Source organism: Rhodococcus jostii NBRC 16295 (assembly GCF_001894825.1).
Classification (GTDB): Bacteria; Actinomycetota; Actinomycetes; order Mycobacteriales; family Mycobacteriaceae; genus Rhodococcus_F; species Rhodococcus_F jostii.
Map to the genome: position 1 here is coordinate 89284 of NZ_BCWY01000007.1, position 25831 is coordinate 115114.

Annotated in this window: 20 protein-coding genes and 1 pseudogene; 13 read left to right on the forward strand and 8 right to left on the reverse strand. The window is 65.9% G+C overall.

Annotation, left to right across the window (positions count from 1 at the left end; translation table 11 throughout):
• The first annotated feature begins 2 nt into the window (after window positions 1–2).
• Genes RJ1_RS07845 through RJ1_RS07855 form a run of 3 tightly spaced genes read left to right on the forward strand, consistent with a single transcriptional unit; the run spans window position 3 to window position 6344 of the window.
• Window positions 3–1019: an L-idonate 5-dehydrogenase gene (locus RJ1_RS07845; protein WP_073359392.1), complete on the forward strand. Its 1017-nt coding sequence runs from the start codon at window positions 3–5 to the stop codon at window positions 1017–1019.
• A gap of 32 nt (window positions 1020–1051) precedes the next feature.
• The gene (locus RJ1_RS07850; protein WP_073359393.1) at window positions 1052–1990 is read left to right on the forward strand and encodes a D-isomer specific 2-hydroxyacid dehydrogenase family protein; all 939 of its coding nucleotides are present in this window, start codon (window positions 1052–1054) and stop codon (window positions 1988–1990) included.
• A gap of 52 nt (window positions 1991–2042) precedes the next feature.
• A complete protein-coding gene (locus tag RJ1_RS07855) occupies window positions 2043–6344 on the forward strand; it encodes an NAD-glutamate dehydrogenase (protein WP_240319925.1) in 4302 nt (1433 codons plus the stop codon).
• Between the two features lie 67 nt (window positions 6345–6411).
• Here RJ1_RS07855 and RJ1_RS47540 read toward each other — a convergent pair whose 3' ends face one another.
• Window positions 6412–6876 (reverse strand): hypothetical protein, encoded by a 465-nt coding sequence (locus tag RJ1_RS47540; protein WP_240319924.1) that lies wholly within the window; start codon window positions 6874–6876, stop codon window positions 6412–6414.
• A gap of 340 nt (window positions 6877–7216) precedes the next feature.
• Between RJ1_RS47540 and RJ1_RS07865 the strand changes: the two genes are divergently transcribed.
• The 5 genes and pseudogenes from RJ1_RS07865 to RJ1_RS07885 all read left to right on the forward strand — a co-directional run bounded on the left by RJ1_RS07865 (window position 7217) and on the right by RJ1_RS07885 (window position 16403).
• Window positions 7217–8395 (forward strand): PucR family transcriptional regulator, encoded by a 1179-nt coding sequence (locus RJ1_RS07865; protein ID WP_073359395.1) that lies wholly within the window; start codon window positions 7217–7219, stop codon window positions 8393–8395.
• Between the two features lie 306 nt (window positions 8396–8701).
• Entirely contained in the window at window positions 8702–10084 is a 1383-nt protein-coding gene (locus tag RJ1_RS07870; RefSeq protein ID WP_143048937.1) for an MFS transporter, read from the forward strand.
• Window positions 10085–10167: 83 nt separating this feature from the next.
• Window positions 10168–11601 carry an aromatic amino acid lyase gene (locus tag RJ1_RS07875; RefSeq protein ID WP_073359396.1) on the forward strand — a complete coding sequence of 478 codons (1434 nt, stop codon included), beginning with the start codon at window positions 10168–10170 and terminating at the stop codon, window positions 11599–11601.
• A gap of 58 nt (window positions 11602–11659) precedes the next feature.
• Window positions 11660–12940, forward strand: a pseudogene (locus RJ1_RS07880) (NAD(P)/FAD-dependent oxidoreductase); the annotation flags it as partial.
• Window positions 12941–13148: 208 nt separating this feature from the next.
• Window positions 13149–16403, forward strand: coding sequence for a protein kinase domain-containing protein (locus RJ1_RS07885; RefSeq protein WP_073359398.1), 3255 nt, complete (start codon window positions 13149–13151; stop codon window positions 16401–16403).
• Window positions 16404–16447: 44 nt separating this feature from the next.
• Here the strand turns inward: RJ1_RS07885 and RJ1_RS07890 are convergent, their stop codons facing one another.
• The 4 genes from RJ1_RS07890 to RJ1_RS07905 form a co-directional block, all read right to left on the reverse strand.
• A complete protein-coding gene (locus tag RJ1_RS07890; protein ID WP_083400648.1) occupies window positions 16448–18052 on the reverse strand; it encodes an AMP-binding protein in 1605 nt (534 codons plus the stop codon).
• A 348-nt stretch (window positions 18053–18400) separates the two neighbouring features.
• Window positions 18401–18856 (reverse strand): SRPBCC family protein, encoded by a 456-nt coding sequence (locus tag RJ1_RS07895; protein WP_083400756.1) that lies wholly within the window; start codon window positions 18854–18856, stop codon window positions 18401–18403.
• 311 nt (window positions 18857–19167) lie between these two features.
• Window positions 19168–19452, reverse strand: a complete 285-nt coding sequence (locus RJ1_RS07900) for a putative quinol monooxygenase (RefSeq protein WP_073359399.1) — start codon at window positions 19450–19452, stop codon at window positions 19168–19170.
• 34 nt (window positions 19453–19486) lie between these two features.
• Window positions 19487–19885 carry a nuclear transport factor 2 family protein gene (locus RJ1_RS07905; protein WP_073359400.1) on the reverse strand — a complete coding sequence of 133 codons (399 nt, stop codon included), beginning with the start codon at window positions 19883–19885 and terminating at the stop codon, window positions 19487–19489.
• Between the two features lie 89 nt (window positions 19886–19974).
• Between RJ1_RS07905 and RJ1_RS07910 the strand changes: the two genes are divergently transcribed.
• The 3 genes from RJ1_RS07910 to RJ1_RS07920 all read left to right on the forward strand — a co-directional run bounded on the left by RJ1_RS07910 (window position 19975) and on the right by RJ1_RS07920 (window position 22810).
• Window positions 19975–20532, forward strand: coding sequence for a TetR/AcrR family transcriptional regulator (locus tag RJ1_RS07910; protein ID WP_073359401.1), 558 nt, complete (start codon window positions 19975–19977; stop codon window positions 20530–20532).
• 205 nt (window positions 20533–20737) lie between these two features.
• Complete coding sequence (locus RJ1_RS07915) at window positions 20738–21703, forward strand: sugar phosphate isomerase/epimerase family protein (protein ID WP_073359402.1); 966 nt, start codon at window positions 20738–20740, stop codon at window positions 21701–21703.
• 72 nt (window positions 21704–21775) lie between these two features.
• On the forward strand, window positions 21776–22810 hold the full coding sequence (locus RJ1_RS07920; protein ID WP_073359403.1) for a Gfo/Idh/MocA family oxidoreductase: 1035 nt from the start codon (window positions 21776–21778) through the stop codon (window positions 22808–22810).
• A 22-nt stretch (window positions 22811–22832) separates the two neighbouring features.
• On the opposite strand, the gene RJ1_RS07925 is transcribed toward RJ1_RS07920, so the two are convergent.
• A complete protein-coding gene (locus RJ1_RS07925; RefSeq protein WP_073359404.1) occupies window positions 22833–23123 on the reverse strand; it encodes a hypothetical protein in 291 nt (96 codons plus the stop codon).
• A 106-nt stretch (window positions 23124–23229) separates the two neighbouring features.
• Window positions 23230–23754: a PadR family transcriptional regulator gene (locus tag RJ1_RS07930; protein ID WP_073359405.1), complete on the reverse strand. Its 525-nt coding sequence runs from the start codon at window positions 23752–23754 to the stop codon at window positions 23230–23232.
• 103 nt (window positions 23755–23857) lie between these two features.
• Here RJ1_RS07930 and RJ1_RS07935 point away from each other — a divergent pair, with 103 nt between their 5' ends.
• Together RJ1_RS07935 and RJ1_RS07940 are read left to right on the forward strand one after the other, a co-directional pair.
• Window positions 23858–24340, forward strand: coding sequence for a DUF1707 SHOCT-like domain-containing protein (locus RJ1_RS07935; protein WP_073359494.1), 483 nt, complete (start codon window positions 23858–23860; stop codon window positions 24338–24340).
• A gap of 77 nt (window positions 24341–24417) precedes the next feature.
• Window positions 24418–24789, forward strand: coding sequence for a hypothetical protein (locus tag RJ1_RS07940; RefSeq protein ID WP_073359406.1), 372 nt, complete (start codon window positions 24418–24420; stop codon window positions 24787–24789).
• 34 nt (window positions 24790–24823) lie between these two features.
• On the opposite strand, the gene RJ1_RS07945 is transcribed toward RJ1_RS07940, so the two are convergent.
• Window positions 24824–25726 carry a LysR family transcriptional regulator gene (locus tag RJ1_RS07945; RefSeq protein ID WP_073359407.1) on the reverse strand — a complete coding sequence of 301 codons (903 nt, stop codon included), beginning with the start codon at window positions 25724–25726 and terminating at the stop codon, window positions 24824–24826.
• Window positions 25727–25831: the final 105 nt, after the last annotated feature.

Consider the following 25831-nt stretch of genomic DNA (forward strand, 5'->3'; position numbering starts at 1 on the left):
ACATGCGGGCTTGTGTCGTACACGGAGCACACGATCTGAGGGTCGAGGACATCGACGTCCCGGCACCCGGGCGAGGCCAGATAGCGGTGGACGTCGCCTACGGCGGCGTCTGCGGGTCCGATCTGCACTATGCCCATCGCGGCGGCGTCGGCGACTTCCTCGTCCAGGAGCCGATGGTCCTCGGGCACGAGGTGGTCGGCACGGTCGCCGCACTCGGGGCCGACGTCGACGGCCCCGAGGCCGGCACGCCCGTCGCCGTGCACCCTGCCACCCCGTGCGGGAAGTGCCCCGAATGTCTCGACCACCGCGAGAACGTCTGCCGCGACACCCGGTACCTGGGCAGCGCAGCCCGCCTCCCACACGTGCAGGGCGGATTCGCCCAGCGAATCGTGCTGCCCGCCCATCAGATCCGTGCGCTCCCCGAGGGACTGAACCTCGAAACCGCGGTGCTGGCCGAGCCGTTGTCCGTGGCACTGCACGCAGTCGCCCGCGCAGGAGACGTCACGGGCCGCTCGGTGTTCGTCACAGGCGCAGGACCCATCGGGTGTCTCGCCGTCGCGGCTCTACGCGCGGCGGGCGCCCGCGACGTCATCGTGTCCGACCTCGTCCCCGAAACACTCGCGGTAGCCCGAGCTGTCGGCGCGACCGCGGTTGTGCGGGCCGACGACCCTGACGCGGCGCCGACCGACATCGACATCGCCGTCGAAGCCTCCGGCGCGCCCGCAGCTCTCGGCGCGTGCGTCCGCGCCGTCCGCCGCGGCGGTCGCGTCGTGCAACTCGGTCTGCTCCCGCCCGGCGACGTCACCTTCCCTGGAAATCTTCTGGTCACCAAGGAGATCGAGCTCGTCGGTGCATTCCGGTTCGGCGCGGAGTTCGACGACGCATTGGCACTACTGGCATCCGGGCTCCCCGTCGAACCCGTTCTCACCCATCGCTTCCCGCTCGACCAGAGCGAACAAGCATTCACCGTCGCCCGCGACCGCACCCAGGCCAGCAAGGTCGTCCTCGACCTCCGCTGAACACCCCGGGCCCTACCTTTCGAGGGATACCCATGTCTTCATCCACTGCAACGCCCACCCCGACCGTGCATCTCGGCCCCGATCAGCCGCCGCTTCTCGTCGACGCCATCACGGCGGGCGGCGGACAACTGACCGGGCTGCACGACGCCGACGCCGTGGTCTGGACGGGGGCGCCGAGCGACTTTCCGACGCTGCCCACACAAGTCCGGTGGGTGCAGCTGCCGTCTGCGGGTGTCGAAACCTGGTTTCGGTCCGGTGTCGTCGACGCCGGCAGTGATCGAGTGTGGACTTCCGCAGCAGGCGCGTACGCGGACAGTGTGGCCGAGCATGCGCTGGCACTGCTCCTTGCCGGCGTGCGGGCGCTGCCGGGTCAACTCGCCGCAACATCCTGGGACCAGGCGGGTTTCGGGGCTCAGGTCCGGACACTGCGCGGTTCACTCGTGGCGATCGTCGGCTGCGGTGGCATCGGGCGGGCACTGATTCCGCTTCTGTCCGCCGTCGGTGCGCACACCCTTGCCGTGACCCGTTCCGGCAGGCCGGTTCCCGGTGCCGTCGAGACTCTGCCGGCCGAGCGCACGGCCGAGGTGTGGGGTCGGGCAGACCACGTGGTGCTCGGAGCACCCGCCACCGGCCAGACCAAGTATCTGCTGGGTGAACCGGAACTCGCACAGATGAAGTCGACGGCCTGGGTGGTCAACATCGCCCGTGGCTCCCTGATCGACACCGACGCCCTCGTCGAGGCACTGAACCAGGGGCGGATCGGCGGCGCCGCGCTCGACGTCACCGAACCCGAACCGCTGCCCGACGGTCACCCGCTCTGGGCCCTCCCGAACGCCATCATCACCCCGCATGTGGCCAACCCTCCGTCCGCGCTGGCGCCCGCGTTCGCCCAGCACGTCAGCGACAATGTGTCCCGCTTCGCCCGCGGGCAGGTTCTCGCCGCGGTCATCGACCCCGCCAGCGGCTACTGATCCCGTAGCCGGTTCTCCTCCCCGTCCCTCGGTCCCTGGAGCGTGATTTGCCGTGACGGCCACAACACCTTCCGATCTCTCCTCCACCGTCCCTACCGACGTGATCTCTCTCGGCCTCGCCTTCGCACACGTGCGGCCGGCCCGTACGGTTCTCACGCACGCCGCGGCGTCGGCTGCGGGAAGGACGGTCCTCCGGGTGGTCGCCGACGATCATCCGGACGTGCCGGCACTCGTGGCTGCGTGCGCCGTGCAGGCGGGGTCGGTGGTGCTCGACATCGAGTGGTCCTCGGTCGGCGTGCGCCGGGCCGATGACGGGACTCTCCTGGGCGCCGCTCCCGGGGCGCCCCTCGGTGAGGGTGACACCATCGCAGAAATGCGGCTGACCCTCGAACTCGCCGAGACAACCGACGACCGGCGCGTACGCGCGACCGAGCGCCTCGTCCGTGATCTCGCCGCCGACCTCACCCTGATAGCGGACGGTGCGCAGCCCTTGCGTTTCGACCACATCCGAGGCAGGGCGGTCTCGGCTCTCGAAAGCGCGGGAGTCGAACGACGCGCGCCCGCGTACGACATCGCACTTCGGATCGTCGACGCCCTCCCCGTCGCCGATCTACTGCTCCCCGCCGCCGACGAGGTCTTCGAGTGGGCGGTGACCGCGGCCCGGGATGCTGCGGCGATCGACGTCCGAGTGCTGACCGTGCCCGCCCCACTGCCACACAGCACCACCTGTCTTGTTCTGGTACCCCTGCGCCGGCTGGACCACCGACTGGGGGCAGTGGCCACCGAGATCGTCGAACGACACCTCGGCGGGCGGGCAGGGATAGGTGAGCTGACCGTTGCGGGATCGGTGCTGGCTGTTCTCCGCTTCGACGTACGGTCCACTTCCCAGCCGGATCGGGCACCCCGGACGTCCTCCACTGTGAGTGGTGCTATCGAAGCCGGACTGCGTGCGACGATCAAGACCTGGGACGACACGTTCCGAGAGGTCCTCGGCCGGCATCCGGACGCCGCAACCTCGGGCAGCGCGCAGCGGTACACGGAAGCCTTGCCGGAGGCGTACAAGAAGGAGCACGGCGTCGAGCGGGCCGCGGTAGACACGGCCACACTCGAATCCCTTCCGCCGAACTCCTCCTCCCTCTCGCTCTACCGCATCTCAGGAAGCACGCAGTCGCCGTGGCGGTGCACCCTCTACGTGGCGGGGCAACCGGTCACCCTGAGCCGGGTACTTCCGCTGTTGCACTCCCTCGCTGTCGAGGTCGTCGACGAGCACCCGTACCCGGTTCGTCGCAGCGACGGAACGCAGTGCTGGATCTACGATTTCGGTATCACCTTCGACGGCGACGCCACACGTGCCGGAGCGGGAGATGATGCGGACCTCACGTCCCGGTTCTCCGCCGCCTTCGCCGCGATGTGGGACGGATCTGCCGAGATCGACGGATTCAACGCGCTCGTTCTTCGGGCCGGGCTCGATTGGCGTCAGGCCGCGATGCTGCGGGCATACTCCAGGTACCTGCGCCAGGCCGCGTTCCCCTACTCACAGGATTACATCGCCCGAGTCCTGAGCCGTCACACCGACATCGTCCGCCGGATCGTCGCCCTCTTCACGATGCAGTTCGACCCCGATGTTGCGAACGAAGAAGCCTCCGACGCGATGGCACAACAGCTGAACGTCACCATCGATGCGATCCCGGAGATCGACTCCGACCGGATCCTCCGCTCCTTCCTGCTACTGATACGGGCCACCCTCAGAACCAATTACTTCTCCGGTACCGCACACCAATCGACCCGCCGGGCCCTCGCGTTCAAACTCGAACCCCGGTCTATCCCCGAACTGCCCTCCCCGCGTCCGCGGTTCGAGATCTTCGTGTACTCGCCGTGGGTCGAAGGAGTTCATCTGCGGTTCGGCGCCATCGCGCGCGGAGGATTGCGATGGTCCGACAGACTCGAGGACTTCCGCACCGAAATCCTCGGGCTGGTCAAGGCACAGGCAGTCAAGAACGCGGTTATCGTGCCCGTCGGCGCGAAAGGTGGTTTCGTGGTGAAGCAGCCGCCCGTCGGTACCGGCGACGCGGACGCCGATCGCACGGCCAGGCTCGGTGAAGGAATCACGTGCTACCGGGAGTTCATCGCGGGATTGCTCGACCTGACCGACAACGTCGACCGGGAGACCGGAAACGTCCTCACGCCGGACGGAGTGGTGCGGCGCGACGGCGACGACACGTATCTCGTCGTTGCCGCCGACAAGGGAACCGCGGCGTTCTCGGACATCGCCAACGACGTTGCCGCACAGTACGGTTTCTGGCTGGGCGATGCCTTCGCATCCGGCGGATCGGCCGGCTACGACCACAAGCGCATGGGTATCACCGCCAAGGGAGCATGGAAGAGCGTCGAGCGACACTTCCGCGAACTCGGTGTCGACACCCGAACCGACGCATTCACCGCGGTCGGGATCGGCGACATGAGCGGCGACGTGTTCGGAAACGGGATGCTCCTCTCTCCCGCTCTCCGACTCGTGGCGGCATTCGACCACCGGCACATCTTCGTCGACCCGGACCCTGACCCCTCGAGGTCGTACGCCGAACGCGCCCGACTGTTCGATCTGCCCACCTCGTCCTGGGAAGACTACGACCGGTCCGTCCTCAGTGAGGGCGGTGATATCTGGTCCCGCACCGAGAAGTCGATACCTATCGATCCCCGTGTGAGAGTCGCACTCGCACTGCCGGAATCGACCAGATGGCTGTCCCCCACCGACCTGATCGCCGCGATTCTGCGGACACCAGTCGATCTTCTCTGGAACGGTGGCATCGGGACGTACGTCAAGGCGAGCGACGAGTCCCATGCCGACGTCGGCGACAAGGCCAACGACGGTGTCCGCGTCGACGCCCGCACCGTGCGAGCCCGCGTGATCGGCGAAGGCGGAAATCTCGGCGTGACCGCACTGGGACGGACGGAGTATGCCCTCGCCGGCGGGAGGATCAATTCTGACGCGCTGGACAATTCGGCGGGAGTCGATTGCTCCGACCACGAGGTGAACATCAAGATTCTCCTCGACACCGCCGTGAGCGCCGGCACCCTCGACGCGGAACAGCGGAACCCGTTGCTGGCGTCGATGACCGACGACGTCGCGGCATTGGTCCTCGCCGACAACACCTCGCAGAACGAACTGCTGGGCACCACTCGCGCCGCCGCGGCGAGGTCGCTGTCCGTGCATCGTCGACAGATCACCGCGCTCGAACGCCACCGCGGTCTCGTTCGAGCCCATGAGGCTCTTCCGAGCGAGGAGGACCTGGGCGCACGCGCCGCGACCGGCCAAGGGTTGGTTTCGCCGGAGCTGTCCACACTTCTCGCCCACGTCAAGCTCGCGCTGAAAGAGGACCTGCTTGCAGGGCATCTCCCCGATACCAGTGAGCTGTCGAACAGGCTCCCCCAGTACTTTCCCGCGCAGGTCCGCGACAGGATCGCGCCCGGCACCGCACACCCGCTCGCTCGCGAGATCGTCACGACGATGGTGATCAACGAAGTCGTCGACGACGGCGGGCTCTCGTACGTCCACCGACTCCACGAAGACTGCGCCGCCTCGACTGAAGATGCCGTGCGTGCGTTCACGATCACCGCGGATGTCTTCGATCTGCGTTCGGTATGGGGCGAGATTCGCCGGACGGAGATGCCGACCGCGGCGTCCGACCTTCTGAAGGCCGAGTCGCGGCGGTTGCTCGGCCGGGGTTCGAGATGGTTCTTGGCGAATCGACCCCAGCCACTGGCCATCGGAGCCGAGATCACGCGGTTCGCCGCGGCCGTTCGCCGACTGACTCCGATACTGCCCTCCTGGTTGCAGGGCATCGATGTCGACAATGTCTGTCGCAGGGCCGCTCCGGCCATCGAGGCCGGTGCGCCACAGGATCTCGCGCACAGAGTGTTCCGCTCGCTCGACGTGTTCGCGCTTCTCGACATCGTGGAGATCGCGGAAGTGTCCGAGAGGGATTCGACGGAAGTCGGTGCGGTGTATTGGGCGCTGAACGCACACCTCGAGGCGGGACGACTCCTCACGTCCGTCACCGCCCTCGACCGTGGTGACCGTTGGCACGCACTCGCACGACAGGCATTACGCGACGACCTGTACTCGTCGATGCGTGCACTGTGCCTCGACGTTCTCGCAAGCAGCGAGCCCGGTCAGGACCCGCAGGACAGCATCGCCGAGTGGGAGGCCGGCAATTCGGCCCGGCTCGAAAGAGCGAGGGCCACTCTGCAGAGCGTATTCGAGAGCAACACGTTCGACTTGGCCACACTGTCGGTCACCGCCCGCCAATTGCGCAGCATGGCACGGACGCCGCACCTGTCAGCCCTCGTGCACTAGGGAGATTCGCCTGATGACGAAACCAGCCGCACCGAGAATTTCTCGCGGAAGCGACCGCGATCGCGAATCATCGGAACTCGTCGCATTCGCTGCGAAATGGCAGCCGTTCGGCGGGGCTGCAGCCGGGGAAATACTGGTCCACTTCGGACTGACTCCACGGCAGTATTACCTTCGGCTGGGACACGTGCTCGACTACTTCGACTACCGCCAACTCGGCCTCACACGAGAAACCCATCAGCTGATCAGGCAGTTGTGCTGGCAGCGAGTCGAAGCGCACGAAGCTGCCGAGGTGCGCACAACGGCCTTCGATGCGGCACAGAGGCAGGGGGCGGTTGTCGGCCACGCTCTTCATGACGAGGGTTGAGCTGAGGCGCTGGACGCCGGGGAGGGTGGCGAGAGATGCGTCGTACAGCGTCCGGAAGCCGCAGCCCATGAGAGTCAAGTGGGAACCATGCGGAACGAGGTCCGGTTGGGCAGCCGCGACAACGATACGGAGGTCGGACTGCGCCCGCGCTTGGAGGTAGGGCAGCATTCAACCGCTCCCCTCGAAAAGGTCGTTCGAACAGCCTCACCGTCGGACTACGCGTACAGGTCCGGCAGGATGTACCAGCCACCTTTACCGGAATACGCGGCTCGGCCCACCTCGGCCCTGATCGACAACAGTCTGACGCGAGCTACAACTACGAAGACCAATGAAAGGCCACATACGAATTCTCCCGAACCGATCGTGGTGGCGACGCGACTTCAACCCCGATCGGCAGCTTCGGCGGCGCACTGACGGACGTCGTCGCAATACCCGTAAGATGAACGCCTTCAGTGACGCTGCACCGGCTGGTGCGCATCCCGATTTGTCCACGCCCGACAGGTATTGAATGAACGACATTCAGCAGCACGCGGACAGTCTCGCGGATCGATTGAGTCGGTCGATCGAGATCGACGACTGCGGTCTGCGTCCGCTCGCCCTCTCAGAGCAGTACGGTGACCTCGACGATGTCCGGGTGCGATCGATCCTGCAGCGGCATTCATCCCCGGAGGTATTCGAGTACGCCTTCTCGCTCGATATCGCACATGCGTCCGGGCCCGTGCGCTATCCCCCGCACCCCGAGCTGAAGACCCTGCCACGAGTCTGCATTCCGCTGCGGGCCCAGGGCGAATTGCACGGGTATCTCTGGTTGATCGACAGTCCACCGCTGAATGAGTCCGATATCGCCACGGCGATGGAAGCCGGCGCTGATATCGCGGAATTGCTGCACCGGCAGTCACAGTCGACGGCCACAGCACTCGACCAGGAGACCGAGCTGGTAAGTGCCCTGCTGAGGCACCCTCTCGGTGTCGAGCCATCATCCGATCTCCTCCGAGATCAGCCGCTTCTCGATTTCACAACACCATTGACCGTGGTCACCACCCGTCTGCGCCGCTCGGACGACTCCGCCGAGCCCCTCGCTCACTCGACGGTGCGGGGCGCCGTGCAGGAAGTGGTCTACGCCCGCCCCACCGGCCACTCCCTACTCGGACACGACGACGACGGCGTCCACCTGATCATGAACACCGACGTCCCTCACGCCCGGCAGCGCCCCTTCCGTCACGCACTGCAGAAGGCTGCCCAACGGCGCGGCTGGATGCTGTACGGCACGGGCACCGGATCAGCGGCGTCTTCCCTTCCCGAACTGCGGCAGTCCGGGGAGCAATCCTCATATGCGGCCACCGTCGCACACACCAGAACGGTCGATCAGTTGGGTTGGGATGAACTCGGCGCCGACATCGTTTTCTACGGCCTGCCCTGGACGACGAACACACTCGACATTCTGTTTCCGGGCGCCTCTCGTCTCCTCGAGGCGGGGAACACATTGATCCGAGAGAGCCTCGATGCCTACTTCGACTGCGGGGGTGACACCCGCCGCGCCGCCGCTCGCTTAGCGATCCACCGGACCACCCTCTATTACCGACTCGACCGCGCCAGGGAGTTCCTCGGGCCGGAGTGGCAACAAGGTGAACGCAGATACGGACTGCAGTCCGCACTCCGTCTGGCGATGCTCATCCGCAATAGTTAGCGCGGGTCGGCCAGGGGCATTGATACCGCGCTACCTGGCCTTTTCGACAGAATCAGGAACGGCACCGATTTTTCCTCGAACAGGGACGGAAGACGCACCCGGCACTGGCCCCTAGTGTTCGGAGTCACAGTCCGAGAGCGTCGCACCGGCCCATGAACTCCCCACAGTGCATGACCGATGAGGTGACCCACCAGTGCGCTCGACCACCGTCCGGACCGCGCGGTCACGGTGGCCCCGCGAATCGGCATCACGTGCTCGAGCGCCACGACTGCTGAATCGAACAGCACTTCACCCGAGGAGAAACCAGTGGCCACAAATGCTCTCGATGACGCGAAACTGTCGCGCTTTCACCTGAAAACGGCCCTGTACGGCAATGGGGGGCACCTGTGCGACGGGTACATCCTCGGCGCCATCGTTCCCGCCCTCCCCTTATTCGCCGAGTCTCATCCCATCAGTCCTCTGATGAGCGGCCTCATCGGCGCCTCCGCGTTGATCGGCGTGTTCCTGGGCAGCCTCATGTTCGGGTGGTTCACCGACAAGATCGGTCGCCGGCGCATGTTCGTCATCGACCTCGCCCTGTTCGTAGTCCTCTCGCTCGCCCAGATCGCCATCACCGACGCCGTGATGCTTCTCGCCTTGCGGGTGTTGCTCGGTATCGCCGTCGGAGCCGACTACACCATCGCCACCACCTTGGTCGCCGAGTTCGCACCGCGAAAACAACGGGCGACCCTACTCGCGATGGGACCGGCGATGTGGACCGTCGGCTACGTTCTTGCCATCGTGGTCGGGACCGCCATCGCCGGTGTCGGCGGTGACAACGCCTGGCGATGGATTCTGGCTACGAGCGCCGTTCCCGCTCTCGTTCTTCTCGTCTTGCGTCGGAAGACACCCGAATCACCGCGCTGGCTCGCCCAGAACGGCCGCACCGATGAAGCCCTCGCCATTCTGCGGAAGCACGTCTCCCCGACCGCGACCCTCGCGGACCTCGCCGAAGAAGAAGAACCGGCTCAGGGTTCCCTTGGTGAGGTCTTCGCGAAGCAGCACCGCAGGCGCCTGGTGTTCTGCTGCCTGTTCTGGTTCTGCCAGGTCGTCCCCTACTTTGCTGTCTTCACCTTCCTGCCGACCATCCTCGACTCACTACACATCGAATCGGGATTCTGGCAGACCACCAGCGTCAACCTCTTCCTGCTCATCGGTGGCGTCGTCGGTATGGTCACGATCAGTAAAATCGGGAGGCGTCCGTACACCCTGATCTCCTTCGCGCTCCTCGCCGCCTCGACACTGGCAATCGGCCTCTGGCAGGACGCACCCGCGGGCTACGTCATCGCCCTCTTCGCCCTGTTTGCGCTCGTCTCCTCGGCAATGTCCGCACTCGACACCGTGTATCCCAGCGAACTCTTCCCCACCAGCATTCGCGCCACCGCAACCGGAATCTGCGTGTCCTTCAGCCGTATCGGCGCGGCGATCGGAACGCTGCTGCTGCCGGTCGGGATCGACCGGTTCGGAGCCCACGGAGTCACCCTGCTCACGGCAGCAATCGCCGGCGTCGGCTTCCTCATCAGCTACGTCTGGGCCCCGGAGACGGCAGGGTTGACCCTCGCGCAGGCGGCAGGTGAGACAGACCCACACCCCGCGGAGCCGGCGGCGGGTAGTCGAAACGACAACTCGCCGTTCGCATCACAACCGTAAGCACATCTGGCGCCGCCCGGCCCCGCTAGTCGTTCTGGGCGGCGCCCGGACCATCAGGCCCTACTCACCACCGGAGGAACCCCATGACTGTCGTCATCGACAGCAGCGCCGATCTCACCCTCGACACGATTGCCCGAGTCGCGTGGGGTGGCGAGAAGTGCGTGATCAGCGACCGCACACTCGGCGAGATCAGTTCTCGTCGAGACGAATTCCTCGCTTTCGTCGAGGCGAACGCCGACAAGCACCTGTATGGGATCACCACCAAACATCACGTCGGCGCGAAGTCCGTCCTCGGCGCAGAGGGGCGTGCCGAATTCGCGACACGTCTACCGTCGACGCCCGCCACGGTTGGCGCACTCCTTCCCGAACGCGTGGTCCGGACCATCGTGTTGGCCAGACTCGCCGATGTGTTGAACGGCACCGCCTGCTTGCGGGTGGACACCGTGCAGAGACTGCTCGCCATGCCCGAATCCGACCTTCCACCCGTGCCCGCGCGGGGCAACGGTGAACCGGGAGACATCATTCCCCTGGGCCACCTGTTCCGGTCGCACTTCGACGGCACCCTCGAACTCGGTGAGGGAATGGCCCTGATCAACGGTTCACCGGTCGCGGCGGCGGCCTTGAGCGACGCCGCGCTGGCCGGGCGTCACCGGGTCACCGTCATGGAGCATGCGATGGCTCTCGCCGCGGCGGCGATCAATGCTCCGTTCGCCCACTACGCCCCGGAGTTGGACGCCGCCTGGCGGGACGAGCATCAAGCGGAAGCGCTGCACAACATCCGCCGTCTCATCGACACCGAGGACCATTCCCGAGAGCTCCCGTACCAAGCGCCTGTGTCGTTCCGCAGCGGGCCGCGAGTGATCGGGTGGGCGCGGCGGGCACAGGCCGGGGCGGAAGAATGCGCCGAGATTGCACTGTCGGCGTCGTCGAACAATCCGATTTTCGTCGGTCCCGCAATCCACCCCCCGTTCGGGACGATCCTGTCGAACGGGGGGTACCACAACCCCGTCGTCGCTCCCAGCCTCGATTCCCTGGCGCGGGCGTGGGCGGACGTCTGCCAGCTGGTCACCGCACAGGTCAACCGGATCGTCGAAGATCCCAAGGGACTGGTCGCCACGGAACCGGAATCCCAGGTCAGCCTCTTCTACATGTCGTCGGCCGGGTGGGCTGAGGAGGCCCGCGCCGCCGCCACGACCTCATTGATCGGGCTGGGCGGAGCCGGTCAGACCGATACCGGCACACCGGACCTTCTCGCCTGGCGGAAGGCCGTCGACGCCGGCGCCGCACTCGACGCCAATCTGGCGTTGCTCGCCCTCGTCTCCGCTCATACGCTCGCCCGGAAGGGACAGGCAGTGCCGCCGCGGCTGGCCGAGCTCAACCAGCAGATTCTTCAGCGATTCCCCGTCGGGACCGCACCCGTCGACTTCGGAACGAGACTGCAAGATGTCGTCGACCTGCTCGGTCAACCGATCACCGAAGTCGTCTCGCCGAGCGTGTCCGAGTTAGCCACCACCTAGTCCCGCCGACCCCAACCGTGCCGTTGAAAGCGGGTATACCGCCGACTGCACATCCGCGGTTCCGGCGAACGAACAGAGGGAGAAACACATGACTGTCGCAGTGATCGGCGGCGGTGTCATCGGGCTGAACGCCGCATGGAGTCTGCGCCGCCGGGGTGAGGATGTCACGGTCATCGAGCGCGGTGCGATCGGCCACTCGGCGTCAGCGGTCAACGCCGGTTGGATCACACCATCGTTGTCGACTCCACTGGCATCGCCCGGGATACTCCGACTCGGCCTCGAGCACGCATTCGACCCGAACGGCGCCGTGTCGATCCGGCCGCGTCTGGACACCGACTGGATTCGCTGGCTGTGGAAGTTCGCGCGCGCGGCCCGACCGGCCACGTACGAGAAGGGCGTCCGAGCGTTGCTGCACCTCAATGCCCACACTCTCGACCTCTTCGACGAACTTCACGACGATGGAGTCGATTTCGAGATGCATTCGGCCGGACTGCTCGCGTTGGCCAAGTCCACCGATGGTCTGCAATGGTTCACCCAGTTGTTCGACCAACTGATCCCGATGGGATTCACCGGCACAATCGAATACCTTTCGGGAAACGAAGCACGACAACGAGATAACGCCATCGGCGGCGGAGTGCACGCTGCCGCCCACACCTCGATCGATCGCCATGTCCACCCCGAATCGTTGCTGCACGGTCTACACGAGAAAATCACCGAGATGGGCGTCACGGTCCATGAGCACACCGCAGTGGAGGCCCTCATCCCGACGAGCCGGAAATGGACGATCCACACACCCGACACCGCAATCCGCGCAGACCAGGTCATCGTCGCACTTGGCGCCGCCACCAATACACTCCTCATCCCGTTGGGTGCGCGACTACCGATCGTCGGAGCCAAGGGCTATTCAGTGGACCTGCACAGGAGCGGAACTCTCCCGCGCCATTCGCTCTATCTGATGGAACCGAAACTCGGCGTGAGCCCGTACCACGATTCACTAAGGATCGCAGGAGCATTCGAGTTGCCCAGCGCTGACGAGACCACCATCCCCACGCGGCGAATCCGCACACTCATCGAACAGACACGCCCCTACCTGTCGGAGCGTGCGCCACACACAGCCGCCGACCTCCATCCCACCCATGCCGGACTCCGACCCGCCACGCCGGACAGTTTGCCGTTCATCGGCCCGGTACCCGACCACACCGGCCTCTACGTCGCCGCCGGCCACGGCATGCTCGGCGTGACCCTCGCCCCCGCCACAGCCGAGGGACTTGCCGAGATGCTCACCACCCATCGGATCCCCGAACCCATGTTGCCTTTCCAACTGGCAGGACGCATCTGATGAATGTGCCGCTTCCCCGGTGTGATGGGAAGCCCTTCTTCCGTGTGATTACCGACCCGTCGGTTCGTCCGCCAGGCCGCGCTCATCTCCGTCGGCAGACGGTCTCGGGCGCAGTCGTCGGCGCGAGCGATATCCTGGGGAGACGCCACCGAGAGGCACCTCGTGCAGAGTTCGTCGTACGTATCGTGGACCGGATGAATCGACCTGGATGATGCCCATCGATCCGTTCGAGACCCACTCCGATGTGAGCCCATCCGTCACGTCGGAGCTGAGAGCGGACGGATTCGCCGACGCCCGGGAGATCGGGCGTGGCGGGTTCGGTGTCGTGTATCAGTGCAGGCAATCCGCCCTCGACCGGACTGTCGCGGTGAAGGTGCTGACCAACAGTCTCGCGGAGGAGAACAGGGAACGGTTCTTCCGCGAACAACGCGCGATGGGCCGCCTCACCGGCCACCCGAACATCGTCAATGTCCTCCAGGTCGGTGTCACCGAAAGCGGCGAACCGTTCATCGTGATGCCCTTTCATCCACAGGGCTCCCTGGACGAACGCATCCGACGGCACGGTCCGTTGCGGGTGGACGACGTACTGCAGTTCGGCGTAAAGCTGGCTGACGCACTGGAGGCCGCCCACCGCCAGGGCATCGTCCACCGCGACGTCAAGCCCGCGAACATCCTCCTCACCGACTATGGTGAACCGGCGCTCACGGACTTCGGAATCGCGCACATCACCGGCGGGTTCGAGACTGCCACCGGCATAGTCACCGGTTCACCCGCGTTCACTGCACCCGAGGTGCTCGGCGGCGCCTCCCCGAGCCCAGCCTCCGATATCTACGGACTCGGAGCGACCCTGTTCTGCGCACTCACCGGACACGCCGCATTCGAGCGCCGCAGCGGCGAACAGTTGGTCGCCCAATTCATCCGCATCACAAGCGAACCGGCACCGGATCTACGGGATCACGGCATTGCCGACGATGTCGCGACCGTGATCGAGCAGGCGATGTCCGGCCGCCCCGAGGACCGGCAGCCATCGGCCCTGGCATTGGGCGAGAACCTGCGCGAGATCCGACGTCGCCGCGGGATATCTGCAGACGACATGGCGCTCCACGTGCGACCCGCACCGGAAACGGAACCAGCACCACAGGAGCGGATTCACACGAATCCTTCCAGCCACGAGAGGGGGAACCTCCCCCTGGAATTGTCCAGCTTCGTCGGTCGCAGGCACGAACTCACCGAAGCGAAGAATCTGCTGGCGTCGTCGCGCCTGCTGACATTGGCCGGAATCGGTGGAGTCGGGAAAACACGTCTCGCACTTCGCCTTGCAACGAGCATCCGCCGTGAGTTCGCCGACGGCGCATGGTTCGTCGAGCTCGACGAGGTCGATACTCCGTCCCGCCTGATCGACGTGGTGGCCGCGACCCTCGGTGTGCGGGACCAAACTGACCGGTCGCCACGCGAGATTCTGCTGGACTTCCTGCGTTCCCGCGAACTGTTGCTGATCTTGGACAACTGCGAGCAGGTGATCGACGCGGTGGCCGACCTCGCGACGGTTCTGCTGCAACAGAACCCGAATCTGCGCATCCTCGCCACCAGCCGAGAACCCCTGGCCATCGCCGGGGAGGCAACATTGCGCGTGCCCCCACTCACCGTCCCCGACACCGACCGGGAGCCGTCGCTCCAGGGTCTGCCCCGCTACGATGCCGTGTCGCTGTTCACCGAGCGCGCCACCACCGCGGTCTCGACCTTCGCGTTGACCGATGCCAACAAGTCCGCTGTGGCGCGGATCTGCCGCCGGCTGGACGGTCTGCCTCTGCCGATAGAACTGGCGGCGGCGCGGTTGCGTGCGATGTCGCCCGACCAGATCTTGCAACGGCTTTCCGACCGCTATGCGCTGTTGACCCGCGGGAGCCGCGGCGCACCCTCGCGCCAGCAGACGCTTCGGTTGTGCGTCGACTGGAGCTACGACCTGTGCACCCCGCTCGAACAACGGACGTGGGAACGACTTTCGGTCTTCACCGGCAGCTTCGAACTCGATGCCGCAGAACACGTCTGCGGGGAGAACATGCCGCCGGAGGCGTTATTGGACTCGGTGGCATCCCTCGTCGACAAGTCGATCCTGATCCGCGAAGAGCACGGCGTCACTGTCCGCTTCAGGCTGCTCGAGACCCTCCGTGCCTACGGACGAGAAAAGGCCCAGCAGAACGACGACTACCACCACCTGCGCCGGCGGCACCGGGATTGGTACCGCCGGCTGGCTCGCACCGCCGAGGACGAGTTCATCGGTCCCCGGCAGCTCGAGTGGATCGCGCGACTCAGCAGTGAGCAACCCAATCTGCGGGACGCGATGGATTTCTGCCTCGCCGACAACGATGCCGACGCCGGTTTGCACATTGCCACACCGTTAATGCAGCTCTGGGGGTCGCGAGGCCAGCTCAGCGAGGCGAGGCGCTGGCTCGACCAATTCCTCTCACTCCAGCAAGAGCGCCCGACCGTCACCTATCTCCGGGCGCTGTACGCCGACTGCCTCATGACCGAACAGCAGCAGGACCATCAGCGAGGTGCTGCCCTCGTCGAGCAGGCGCGGATCCTCGCCGATCAGATGACCGACCCGATAGCGCACGCGATCGTCGACCACGCGGACGGCATCGTCGGATTGTTCACCGGCGATCTCACGCGCGCGGCGTCACGTCTGGAGCGGGCACAGCCGGTGTTGCGACACGCCGAGAACGATCTGGCACTGCGGATCGAGTCTCTGACGTTGCTCGGATTGTCGTATCAACTGGCCGACACCGAACCCCACCGGGCGATCGAATGCTACGAGGAAGTTCTCGCGATCACGGAAGCTCACGGTGAATCCGTCTATCGGTCCTACGCACTGTGGGCGATGGCCGTCGCACAATGGCGACTGGGTGATCAGCGTCGAGCAACCGGGCTACTCGAAGAAGGAGTGCGGCTCGCTCGACTCGTCGACGACCCGGTCGGTTGCGCAAATTGCGTCGAAGTACTCGCCTGGATCGCCGGAACCAGTGACCCTGAACGTGCAAGCACACTGATGGGAGCCGCGGAAGCGCTCGGTCGCGTTGCCGGTAGCCCTTCGGTGTTCGTTCCCAACCTGCTCGTCTATCACGAAGAGTGCGAACAAGTCGCACGTCGGGTGCTCACCGAACGCGTCTTCGAGGCGAGCCGGCAGCACGGCAGGGCAATGGATCTCGCTTCCGCTGTCTCCTACGCGCTCGGCGAGCACACCCCGACAACGAATCCCAAGGGATCCGCCCACCTGACGAAACGCGAACAACAGGTCGCCGAACTGATCGCCGAGGGCCTGACCAACAAGGCAATTGCCACCCGGCTCGTCATCTCGCAGCGCACCGCTCGAGGACACGTCGAACACATACTCACCAAACTCGGATTCACCTCGCGCGCACAGGTCGCCGCCTGGGTTGTCGAAAAGAGACGTACGTCGTAGTCGCCACTCCGAGCGCTCCCTGCGCGAGCACCTCGCGCAGGGACTCACCTCGAACCTCGAAGTTCGAACTTGAGCACCTTCCCCGTCGACGAGCGGGGGAGTTCGATCGGAAACACGATCTCGTCGGGCACCTTGAATTTCGCGATCCGACCGCGGGTGTGCGCGATCAGTTCGTCGGCCGTGACCGTGGCGCCCGTCCTCACGATCACGAATGCCTTGGGCCGTTCACCCCACTTCGGATGGGGGACACCGACGACCGCGACGTCGCGCACGGCGGGATGAGTCATCATCGCCTGCTCCACCTCGATGGTCGAGATGTTCTCGCCGCCGGAGATGACGATGTCCTTCGCGCGGTCCTTGAGTTGGATGTAGCCGTCCGGGTGAATGACGCCGAGATCACCGGTGTGGAACCAGCCGCCTGCGAACGCCTTCGCGGTGGCCTCGGGGTTGCGGTAGTAGCCGAGCATCACGTTGTTGCCACGAAGGACGATCTCGCCCATGGTCTCGCCGTCGGCCGGGACGTCGTCCATGTTCGCGTCGACGACCCGGGCGTTCTCGGCCTGGACCATGCCCACACCCTGCCGGGACAGCAGGGCGGCGCGTTCTTCGGCGGTGCGCTCGCTCCACGCGTCCTGGTATTCGCAGATCGTGTACGGCCCGTACACCTCGGTGAGCCCGTACACGTGGACGACACTGATCCCGATCGCCTCGAGCTGGGCGATCACCGTCGGCGACGGTGGCGCCGCGGCGGTGGTGATCCGCAGGGCGTCCACCGGATGTGCCTGCGGCGCTTCGGCGATGGTGGAACACACGGTGGGAGCGCCGCACAGGTTGGTGACCCCGAGGGTGTCGATCGCGTCCCAGATCGCGTCGCCGCTGACCGCGCGCAGGCAGATGTGGGTGCCGGCGGCCTGGGTGACCGCCCAGGGAGTGCACCACCCGTTGCAGTGGAACATCGGCAGCGTCCACAAATACTTCGTGGATCCGGTGAAACCGTTGTGGAACGTCTCGCCGAGCGAGTTGAGGTAGGCGCCGCGGTGCGTGTACATCACCCCCTTCGGCTTCCCGGTGGTCCCCGAGGTGTAGTTGATAGCGATCACCTGCTGTTCGTCGTCGACACCCCAGTGCACCGGGGCGTCGTCCACCGTGTCGGCCTCGGCGAGGAAGTCGGCGTACTGCGCGGTGACGATCCCGTCGGGAACGACGGGCGGCTCGATCGTGGAGTCGGGGATCTCGATCACCTCCCGCAGGCCCGGGACGGCGTCGCGGGTGCCGGCGACGGATCCGACCAGTTCGGAGTCGACGAACAGCAGACTCGCCCCGGAGTGCTCGAGGATGTACTCCAGTTCGCGGCCCGCCAGTCGCCAGTTCAGTGCGACGAGAATGCCGCCGGCGAGCGGGACCGCGAAGTGAGCGAACAGCATCTCGGGGGTGTTCGGGCACAGGAACGCGACGCGGTCGCCGGGCTCGATCCATCTGCGCAGGACCCGGGCGAGCCTCTCGACCTCGCCGCCGAACTCACGGTAGCTGTAACGGCGGTCGCCGTGAACGACGGCAACCCGGTCCGGGAACACGCTCGCCGACCGCTCGAGGAAACGCAGCGGGCTGAGCGGTGTGTAATTCGCGGTCGAGAGGGTCGGTCCGGACACTGGAAACCTCCGAGATGTGGACATCGCCTGCGACTCAGTCTGCGCCGCGCTACGCACGTGCGCCCGCAGAACGACTTTCATCGGACGAAAATTGACGTTCACGTGGTCGGCCGCGACCTATCGGTTCGCCCTCCGCATCGAGCATCCGACCGTGAACAGCTACTGTCCCCGGTCTAGTTGACCCACAACCCGTCTGCGGCATTGACCAGGTCGATCTGATACCCCAGGTAGGCCACTCCCCTGCTCCGTTTGCGGAACATGGACGGGGACGGGGCCGACGCCGGGGAACAGCGACAGCAGTCGGCGCGTCTCACAAGGTCAGTGGCCCAGTAGCGTCACACGACCGGGTCAGCTGTCGGTGGTCAGCAGGTCGGCGAGGTTGTCGAGGCTTGCCCGTACCGTGCGTGAATACGCCTTCGTGACGATGGGGTCCGCCAGCTTGCCGAATACCCCACCGAGACCACTTTCGCTGTCGACTCGATAGGTGAACAGGGTGCCGCCGTCGACCTCCTCGAGCTTGGTGGTCGCGGTGAAGCCGATCTTGCCCTCCACCGACTTGGACGTGGCCACCTTCGCGGGCTCGTACTCCACGAATTCCGTCACCCACTCGAACCGCTTACCCAGGATTCGGGTTACCCCGCGCCACCGGGTACCCACCCCGAGTTCCCCGTCAGTGATCTGCTCGCACTCGACGTTTGACGCTTCCCACGACGGCCAGTTCTCCGCCGCGACGAGAAAACTCCATACATCCGACGCAGAGCGTGCAATGACGACGGACTGCTCGACAACTGGCATGGTGATCATCCCTTTGATGGTGACTGGATCGGCCGTGACCTGCCTCGTCACGCCTCCCATTAATCTGAGGGACAAAAGAATGGAGACTGGTCCGTTTGATTGTCCTCTCGTGCCGGGTTCGCTGTCACTGATCATTAGCGCACCAAAGCGCTGGTAGACGGTGTAGACGGAAGGATGTCTCACGACTTCTCGATGGCGAACGGGCGTGACGCGGCGGGCCTTCGTCGCCGACACCATGCGGTTGTTCGACAGCGCCGCCGCAGAGGATTTCACACCCGACTGGTCATCGATGCGGCATCAAACGTCTGCGTCTCGACAGATCAGAAGAGGGAGCCACCGTCGGTGGCGTCGTACCGCCTCACTGCCGAGTACTTGGGCTTCTTCGTGCGGGGCGCCTTGGCCCGCATTCGCCACTTGTTCAGGGCTTCGGCGTCTCGCCACACCTCGACGGAATCGACTTGTTCGGGATTGACCGAGTCAGCCGTGATGGCGACGTGAATGCACCCGTCGAACTCGCGGGCGCATGAGACGAGCTCGCTGAATGCGGCGACGTACCTGTCTCTGTCTTTGGCATCCACGAGTTCGTGGCCGGCAATGATGATCATGGTTTCTCCTTGGGGCGGGCTCGATGCTCGACGGCTATTCCGGAAGCGGGAGTACTTCACCCGGCGTTTTGGTGTAGCCGAGTTGCTCGATCACGCGCCCGCCGCTGACCCGGGTCACGTTCACGCCGAGAACGGATTCTGCGTCGGTAGGCCCGAAGCGGTAGCGCCACCGCACGGCAGCCCATTCGCCGTCGGCGAATACGTGCTGGACCTCGAACCTGGTGGATACGTCGTCCATCAGCTCCGCCCAGAACGCCACGCACGGGTCCTTTCCGACGTATGCCGTGCCGTCGGGTGCCGGCTGGGCCGACACCATCAGGCAGTCGTCGTGGACGACTGCGGCGAGCGCGGCCTTGTCGCGGCGCTTGAAGGCGTCGTTGAACCGGGCAACGGTGTCGGCGGTGTCCTTGGTGATCTGCGCAGTGGTGGTCATGTCGCACACTCCTCATCGGTAGAACGATTGGTCTACATCGCACGGTATAGAATGGTCGGTCTACTGTCAATCGGAAGTTTTAGGACCAGATGACTACAAAGCCCTCCCCTGGACCCCGAGAACGACTTCTCGCGGCCGCTCAGGACCTCTTCTACTCACGCGGCGCCTCTGTCGGCGTCGATGCGCTGCTCAAAGAGGCGAACGTTGCCCGCAGGTCGCTGTACGAGCACTTCGGAGGCAAGGACGGACTGGTGGCGGCGGTTCTCCGCCGCGCGGCCGACGAGGATCTCGCGTGGTACGAGGCCGCATTGGCCGGCGCCACAGAGCCCCGAGCGAGGCTTCTCGGTCTGTTCGATCGGCTCGACGAGCTCGTCTCGAACGAGGCTTTCCGCGGCTGCCGATACTTCGCCGCCGACCTTGCCCTTGCGGATCCCGACCATCCGGCACACATGGAGACCGAGGCGTTCCGGCGGCGCCTCCGCGAACTCCTCGTGCGGGAGCTCGTGGCGTTGGGCCATGCCAGCCCGGAGCGCGGGGCCGAGCAGCTGCACCTGCTGATCGAGGGCACCTTGGTGATGGGCGCGACCCAGGACGGTCAGCATCCAGCTCGCGCCGCGCGCGAACTCGCCGCCGTCATCCTCGAGTGACTGGTCCGGAATAGTTGGCCGTTCAACAGTTTTCATCGAGTTCCCAGCCCCGTGCCGGCGCTTCGCCAGGGCCTCACCTCCACCGTTTCGAACACCGTTGGGTCATCTCAGCGCGTTCCAGAAACACCGATATGTCTTGACAAATACCTCTACTAGAACGTACTAGTTTAGTGGCCCCCGCACCCAGTGACGACGGAGAAGAAACATGGAAATCGGCCTGATCACCGACTCGGTCAGTCATCTGCCCTTCGAAACAGCCCTCGACCTCGCGCAGGAGCACGGGCTGAGTTCGGTCGAGGTTGCGACGGGAAACTGGTCGGAAGCTCCGCACGCCGACCTCGACACACTGGTCTCGTCCGCAGACGCGCGCGCCGAGTTCCTCGGGCAGATCACCTCCCGAGGGCTGACACTGAGCGCCCTGAACGCCAACGGCAACCAACTGCATCCCGTCTCGGGAAAGGCGCACGACGCCGTCGTCCGTCAGACCGTCGAACTCGCCGGCGCGCTCGACGTCCCGACCGTCGTCCTCATGTCCGGACTGCCGGGCGCGAAAGGTGACTCCAGCCCCAACTGGATCACCACGGCGTGGCCGCCGGAGAACCTCGACGTCCTCGCCTATCAGTGGAACGAAGTCGCGATTCCGTATTGGAAGGAGCTCGCGGCCTTCGCCCGAGACCACGGTGTCACACTTGCGGTCGAAGCATGTGGCGGCCAGCTGGTGCACAGCGCGTCGACGATGCTCCGGCTGATCGAAAGCGTCGGCGACGACGTGGTGGGCGCGAACCTCGACCCCTCCCACCTGATGTGGATGGGCGCCGACATCCCCACCGTCATTCGCACACTGGGGAAGTCGATCTTCCACGTGCACGCCAAGGACATTCGCATCAACACCTGGGCTGCGCAGCGCGACGGACTCCTCGATACCGTCCCGTTGACCGATCCACTGGAGCGGGCCTGGAACTACGTCACCCTCGGTCTCGGCCACCCGGACGGCGCCACGTTCTGGGCGGATGTCGTCTACAACCTTCGCGCGGTCGGCTACGACGGCACCCTCAACATCGAGCACGAGGACGCCCTCGTCAATTCCCTCGAAGGCGTCGGCCGAGCGGCGGACCTCCTGAAGCAGGTCGCCCTCGTCGAGCCACCCGACTGGACTCCCGCGAACGTCTGACGGCCGACACGACGTCGACTCCCAGGCCGAACACCCTTGCCTTGTCTGAATGTCTTAACATAAGGTGCAACGATGAGTGTGAAGATCGGAATCGTCGGATACGGGTTGGGTGGGCGGTACTTCCATGCGCCGTTCGTGGAGGCGGCAGAGGGAATCACGCTGGGCGGCATCGTAGCCCGGTCGGCGTCCCGTGTCGCCGAGGCCGCCGCCGACTTCCCGGACGTTCCGGTGTTTTCGAGCCTCGGCGAACTCATCGACTCGGGCGTCGACGCCGTCACGATCACCACCCCACCGCAGACCCGACGCGACCTCGTGCTCGAGGCCGTCGGGCGGGGTGTGCACGTGGTCGCCGACAAGCCCTTCGCACCGGATGTCGCGACGGCACGCGAAATGATCACCGCCGCCGCCGAAGCCGGCGTGCTGCTCGGCGTGTTTCACAACCGTCGGTACGACGCCGACATCCGCACGCTGAAGTCGGTGCTGCCGCGACTCGGCGACATCTGGCGCGTCGAATCGCACTTCGACCAGGACGGCGCCGACACACTCGAAGCCGGTCCGACCGGTGGGCTGCTGCGCGACCTCGGCGCGCACGTCGTCGACCAGGTGCTGTGGCTGTTCGGTCCGGCAGAGCGGGTGGACGCTCACCTCGACTACGTCGATCTCCCCGAGGGACGCACCGACGCCGGTTTCGTCGTCAACATCACCCACCGAAGCGGGGTCTACTCGACCGTCTCGTCGAGCAAACTCAACCACCTCGACGGACGCAGGTTGCGTGCGTTCGGCAGCGTGGGCAGCTACGTCGCGGACGGGACGGACGTCCAGGCACAGGCCCTCTTCGCGGGGGCGCGACCCGTCGACGACCTCACCGGATGGGGTTACGAACGACGGGAACGGTGGGGCGTTCTCCACACCGCGGATGGGGCGGAAACGATCCCGTCGCAACAGGGTTCATACCAGGACTACTACACCGAATTCGCGGCCGCAGTAGCCGGCACCGGCGAGCAACCGGTGCCGGCCCGCACCGCACTCGGCACCATCGCCGTGCTGGCCGCGGCCCGTGAGGCGGCGGAGACGGGCCGTTCGGTCGTCGTGCCGTCCGTCGACTGAGGTACCGCCGACAGAGGACGCGTCAACCGACCGGTTCGCCGTCCGCAGTACTCGCGTGGTCGTCCGCCGCCCGACGGTCGATGCGCTCGGCGTGTGACACCGCCGCCTCGAGGTGCCTGTCGGCTGTGGTCAGGTCGAGGCGTGCGTCGCTGAGACCGTCGATGACCTCGATCAGTGCGGCGTCCTCGGCGACGCCCTGCGATGCGCCGCCTCGTGCGTCGAATGCCTCGGTCAGTTCCTTCATCCGCTGAATGAGGTCGTGCAGATCGGATCGCAGTTGAGCCGTCTGCCGGGCCAGATCGGATCCGTTCATGCTTACCTGCCCTCACTCGCCGGGGTGCCCACACCGTCAGCTTCACGGTAGGGCAGGCCGATCCGAGACGGGGCCGAAACCGCATGCCCGCCGACTCACCGACGGGTCACTGCCCGTGCGCGAGCCGATCCTCGACACGATCGAACCAGTCGAGTACCGCCCGTTCGTACACGATCCCGAAGTCGAGGGTTGCCAGGGCATATCGGTTGGATCCGTGCACTTCGGCGTCACGCTCGTACTCGGCGAGCTGCCGCTCGTGGGCGGTGCGGTGCACGTCCAGCATCGCGGCCAGCCGCTCCGGCGGGAGATGCGCACCGAACGCGACGGTGAGCAGCAGCGGATAGCGAATGTTCTCCGGGCCGGGCTCGCGCTCGATCCAGTCCGCGAACGCCCGGCGCCCCTCCTCGGTCAGGGTGTAGGGCTTGCGCTCGCGGGCCCCCCGCTCCCCCGCCTCGATCAACCCGGCGTGCTCCATCGCCGCGAGCTCCCGATACACCTGACTGGTCGTGATCGACCAGAACTTGCCGATGCGTTCCTGGGCGGTCACCACCAGGTCCCATCCGGTCTTGGATCCCTCGTGCAGGAACCCGAGCAGCGACGCCGCGGTGGCGTTGAGGGGGCGTTCGGCCATGACACGGTCCTTCGCACGATTGGGGGTTGACATTCCACTGTGGCATATCGATCATGGAATCAGCGACATTCCACAGTGGAATGTCATCGGCGAGGAGGGTCCGATGCCGAACACGGACAACATCCGGATATCCGATTCCGAACGCGAGCAGGTCGTCGGTGAACTCGGCCGGCACCTCACCGCCGGCCGGCTGACGATCGGCGAGTTCGATCAGCGGGTCGCGCAGGTGTATCGGTCGATCACCCGGCACGACGCGCACCAGGCGCTGGTCGACCTTCCCGCCCAGGTCGCGGTGCCGGTGCCTGCGCCGACGCCGACACCCCGGACTCGTCCGGTGCGTCGGCGCCTGCCGGGTCATCAGCAGATCGAGTGGCTCGCCTGGCTCGCCGCCGGAAGCATCAATCTCGCGATCTGGGGCATCGTCTCGCTCGCCACCGGCACGCTGCTCTACTTCTGGCCGGTGTGGGTGATCGGCCCGTGGGGGCTGGTGCTGCTGGGCCGAACGCTGCTCGGCCGCGAAGGCACGTGCGGCAAGATCACGAGCGCCGTGCGCGACGACCGCATCGGTGTCGCCGCACGAGGCTGAACCGCGGCGTGACGAGAAGGCTTCTGCCGGAGCTCAATCCGCCCCTCCCACGCCCGGGGTGACGATGCCGTGGTGTACTGGAAGAGATACTGGCGCCGGCGCACGTCGACCCCGCGGCGGCGCTGCGGTTCGACGAAGTGCCCGGTGCCCTCGCGCTTTTCGGGTCGGCCGACAACATCCTGCTCTCCCTTCAGCACCGGTGGAGCAATCACCTCGCCGCCCGCCTCGACCAGGCCGTCGAGGACGGCACGCCCCTGAATGCGACGTGGCGCCGGCTCGCCGGAGAGCAACCCGCACTGCGAGCGCTCCTCGATACCGCTGCCGCCCAATCCCTGCCGTTGCGCGGCGCACAACGCAACGAGCAGCGAATGATCGAGGCCCACACCGGACGGCTGTCCGGATCGCAGCGACCGATCGACGCGACCGCGCCGACGATGTCCGCCGTGTGAAACTCGCCTTCGCCGGGTCGAACTCGCCTCGGCGTCAGTGGGGAGCGCGGTCGGCGAGAAGGGTCCGAACGAAACCGCGGGTGCTCGCCGTCTGGGGACGGCCCGCCACCTGGACGAGCGAGATGGTGCGCTCGACCGTCGGCCGCAGGGGTATGTGCACGAGGCCGGCGAACGAGATCATGGGCAGTACGAGTTCGGGCACCGCGGTCACCCCCAGGCCCGCCGCCGCCAACCCGGCGACCGCGCCGATGTTCTGCGCCTGCATCACCGGACCGAGTTCGATGCGGGCGTCCTCGACGGCCCGGCGCACGGGCGCGGCGATGCTGCTCTCGGGGCCGAACGCGATGAACGGCTGCCCCGCGAGATCGGACCACTGGAGTTCCGGCCGCTCGGCGAACGGATGTGTCGGCGCGACAGCGCAATAGAAGGAGTCGCTCGTCAGCAGGTCCTGTTGCAGGCCGGGCAGGGTCCCCGACGTCGTCACCAAGGCCAGATCGACCGTGCCCGAGTAGACGGCATCGAGCACCTCCTGACGCAGCCCGTCCCGGATCTGGAGCCGCACATCGGGGTGTCTCTCACGGAAGTCCACGACGTACGGGGGCAGGAACGTGGCCGCGAGCGACGGCAGGCACGCCACCGTCACGATTCCACGGTCACCGGTGACGAATCGTTCGATCTGCGTGAGCCCGTCGTCGAAGTCGGTGAGCATCCGCCGGGCGTGCTCGACGATCTCCCGCCCGTGCGAAGTCAGCTCGACTCGGCGGGTGGTGCGTTCGAACAGCGTGACGTCGAGTCGGCGCTCGGCCTCGGCGACGGAACGGCTCAGCGAAGACTGGGAGACGCCGAGTGCGTGCGCGGCCGACGTGAAGCTCTCGTAGTCGGCGATGGCGACGATGCTCCGCAGATGAGAGACGCCGAGATTGATGCTCACATGCATCAGTATGGCCCACATTCATGCGCGTGGCGCTCGCATCCCCGGAGCGAGGTGCGCGAACGCATTAATGAGTCCGAGTCATGAATCAATCATCTATTGATATTTGAC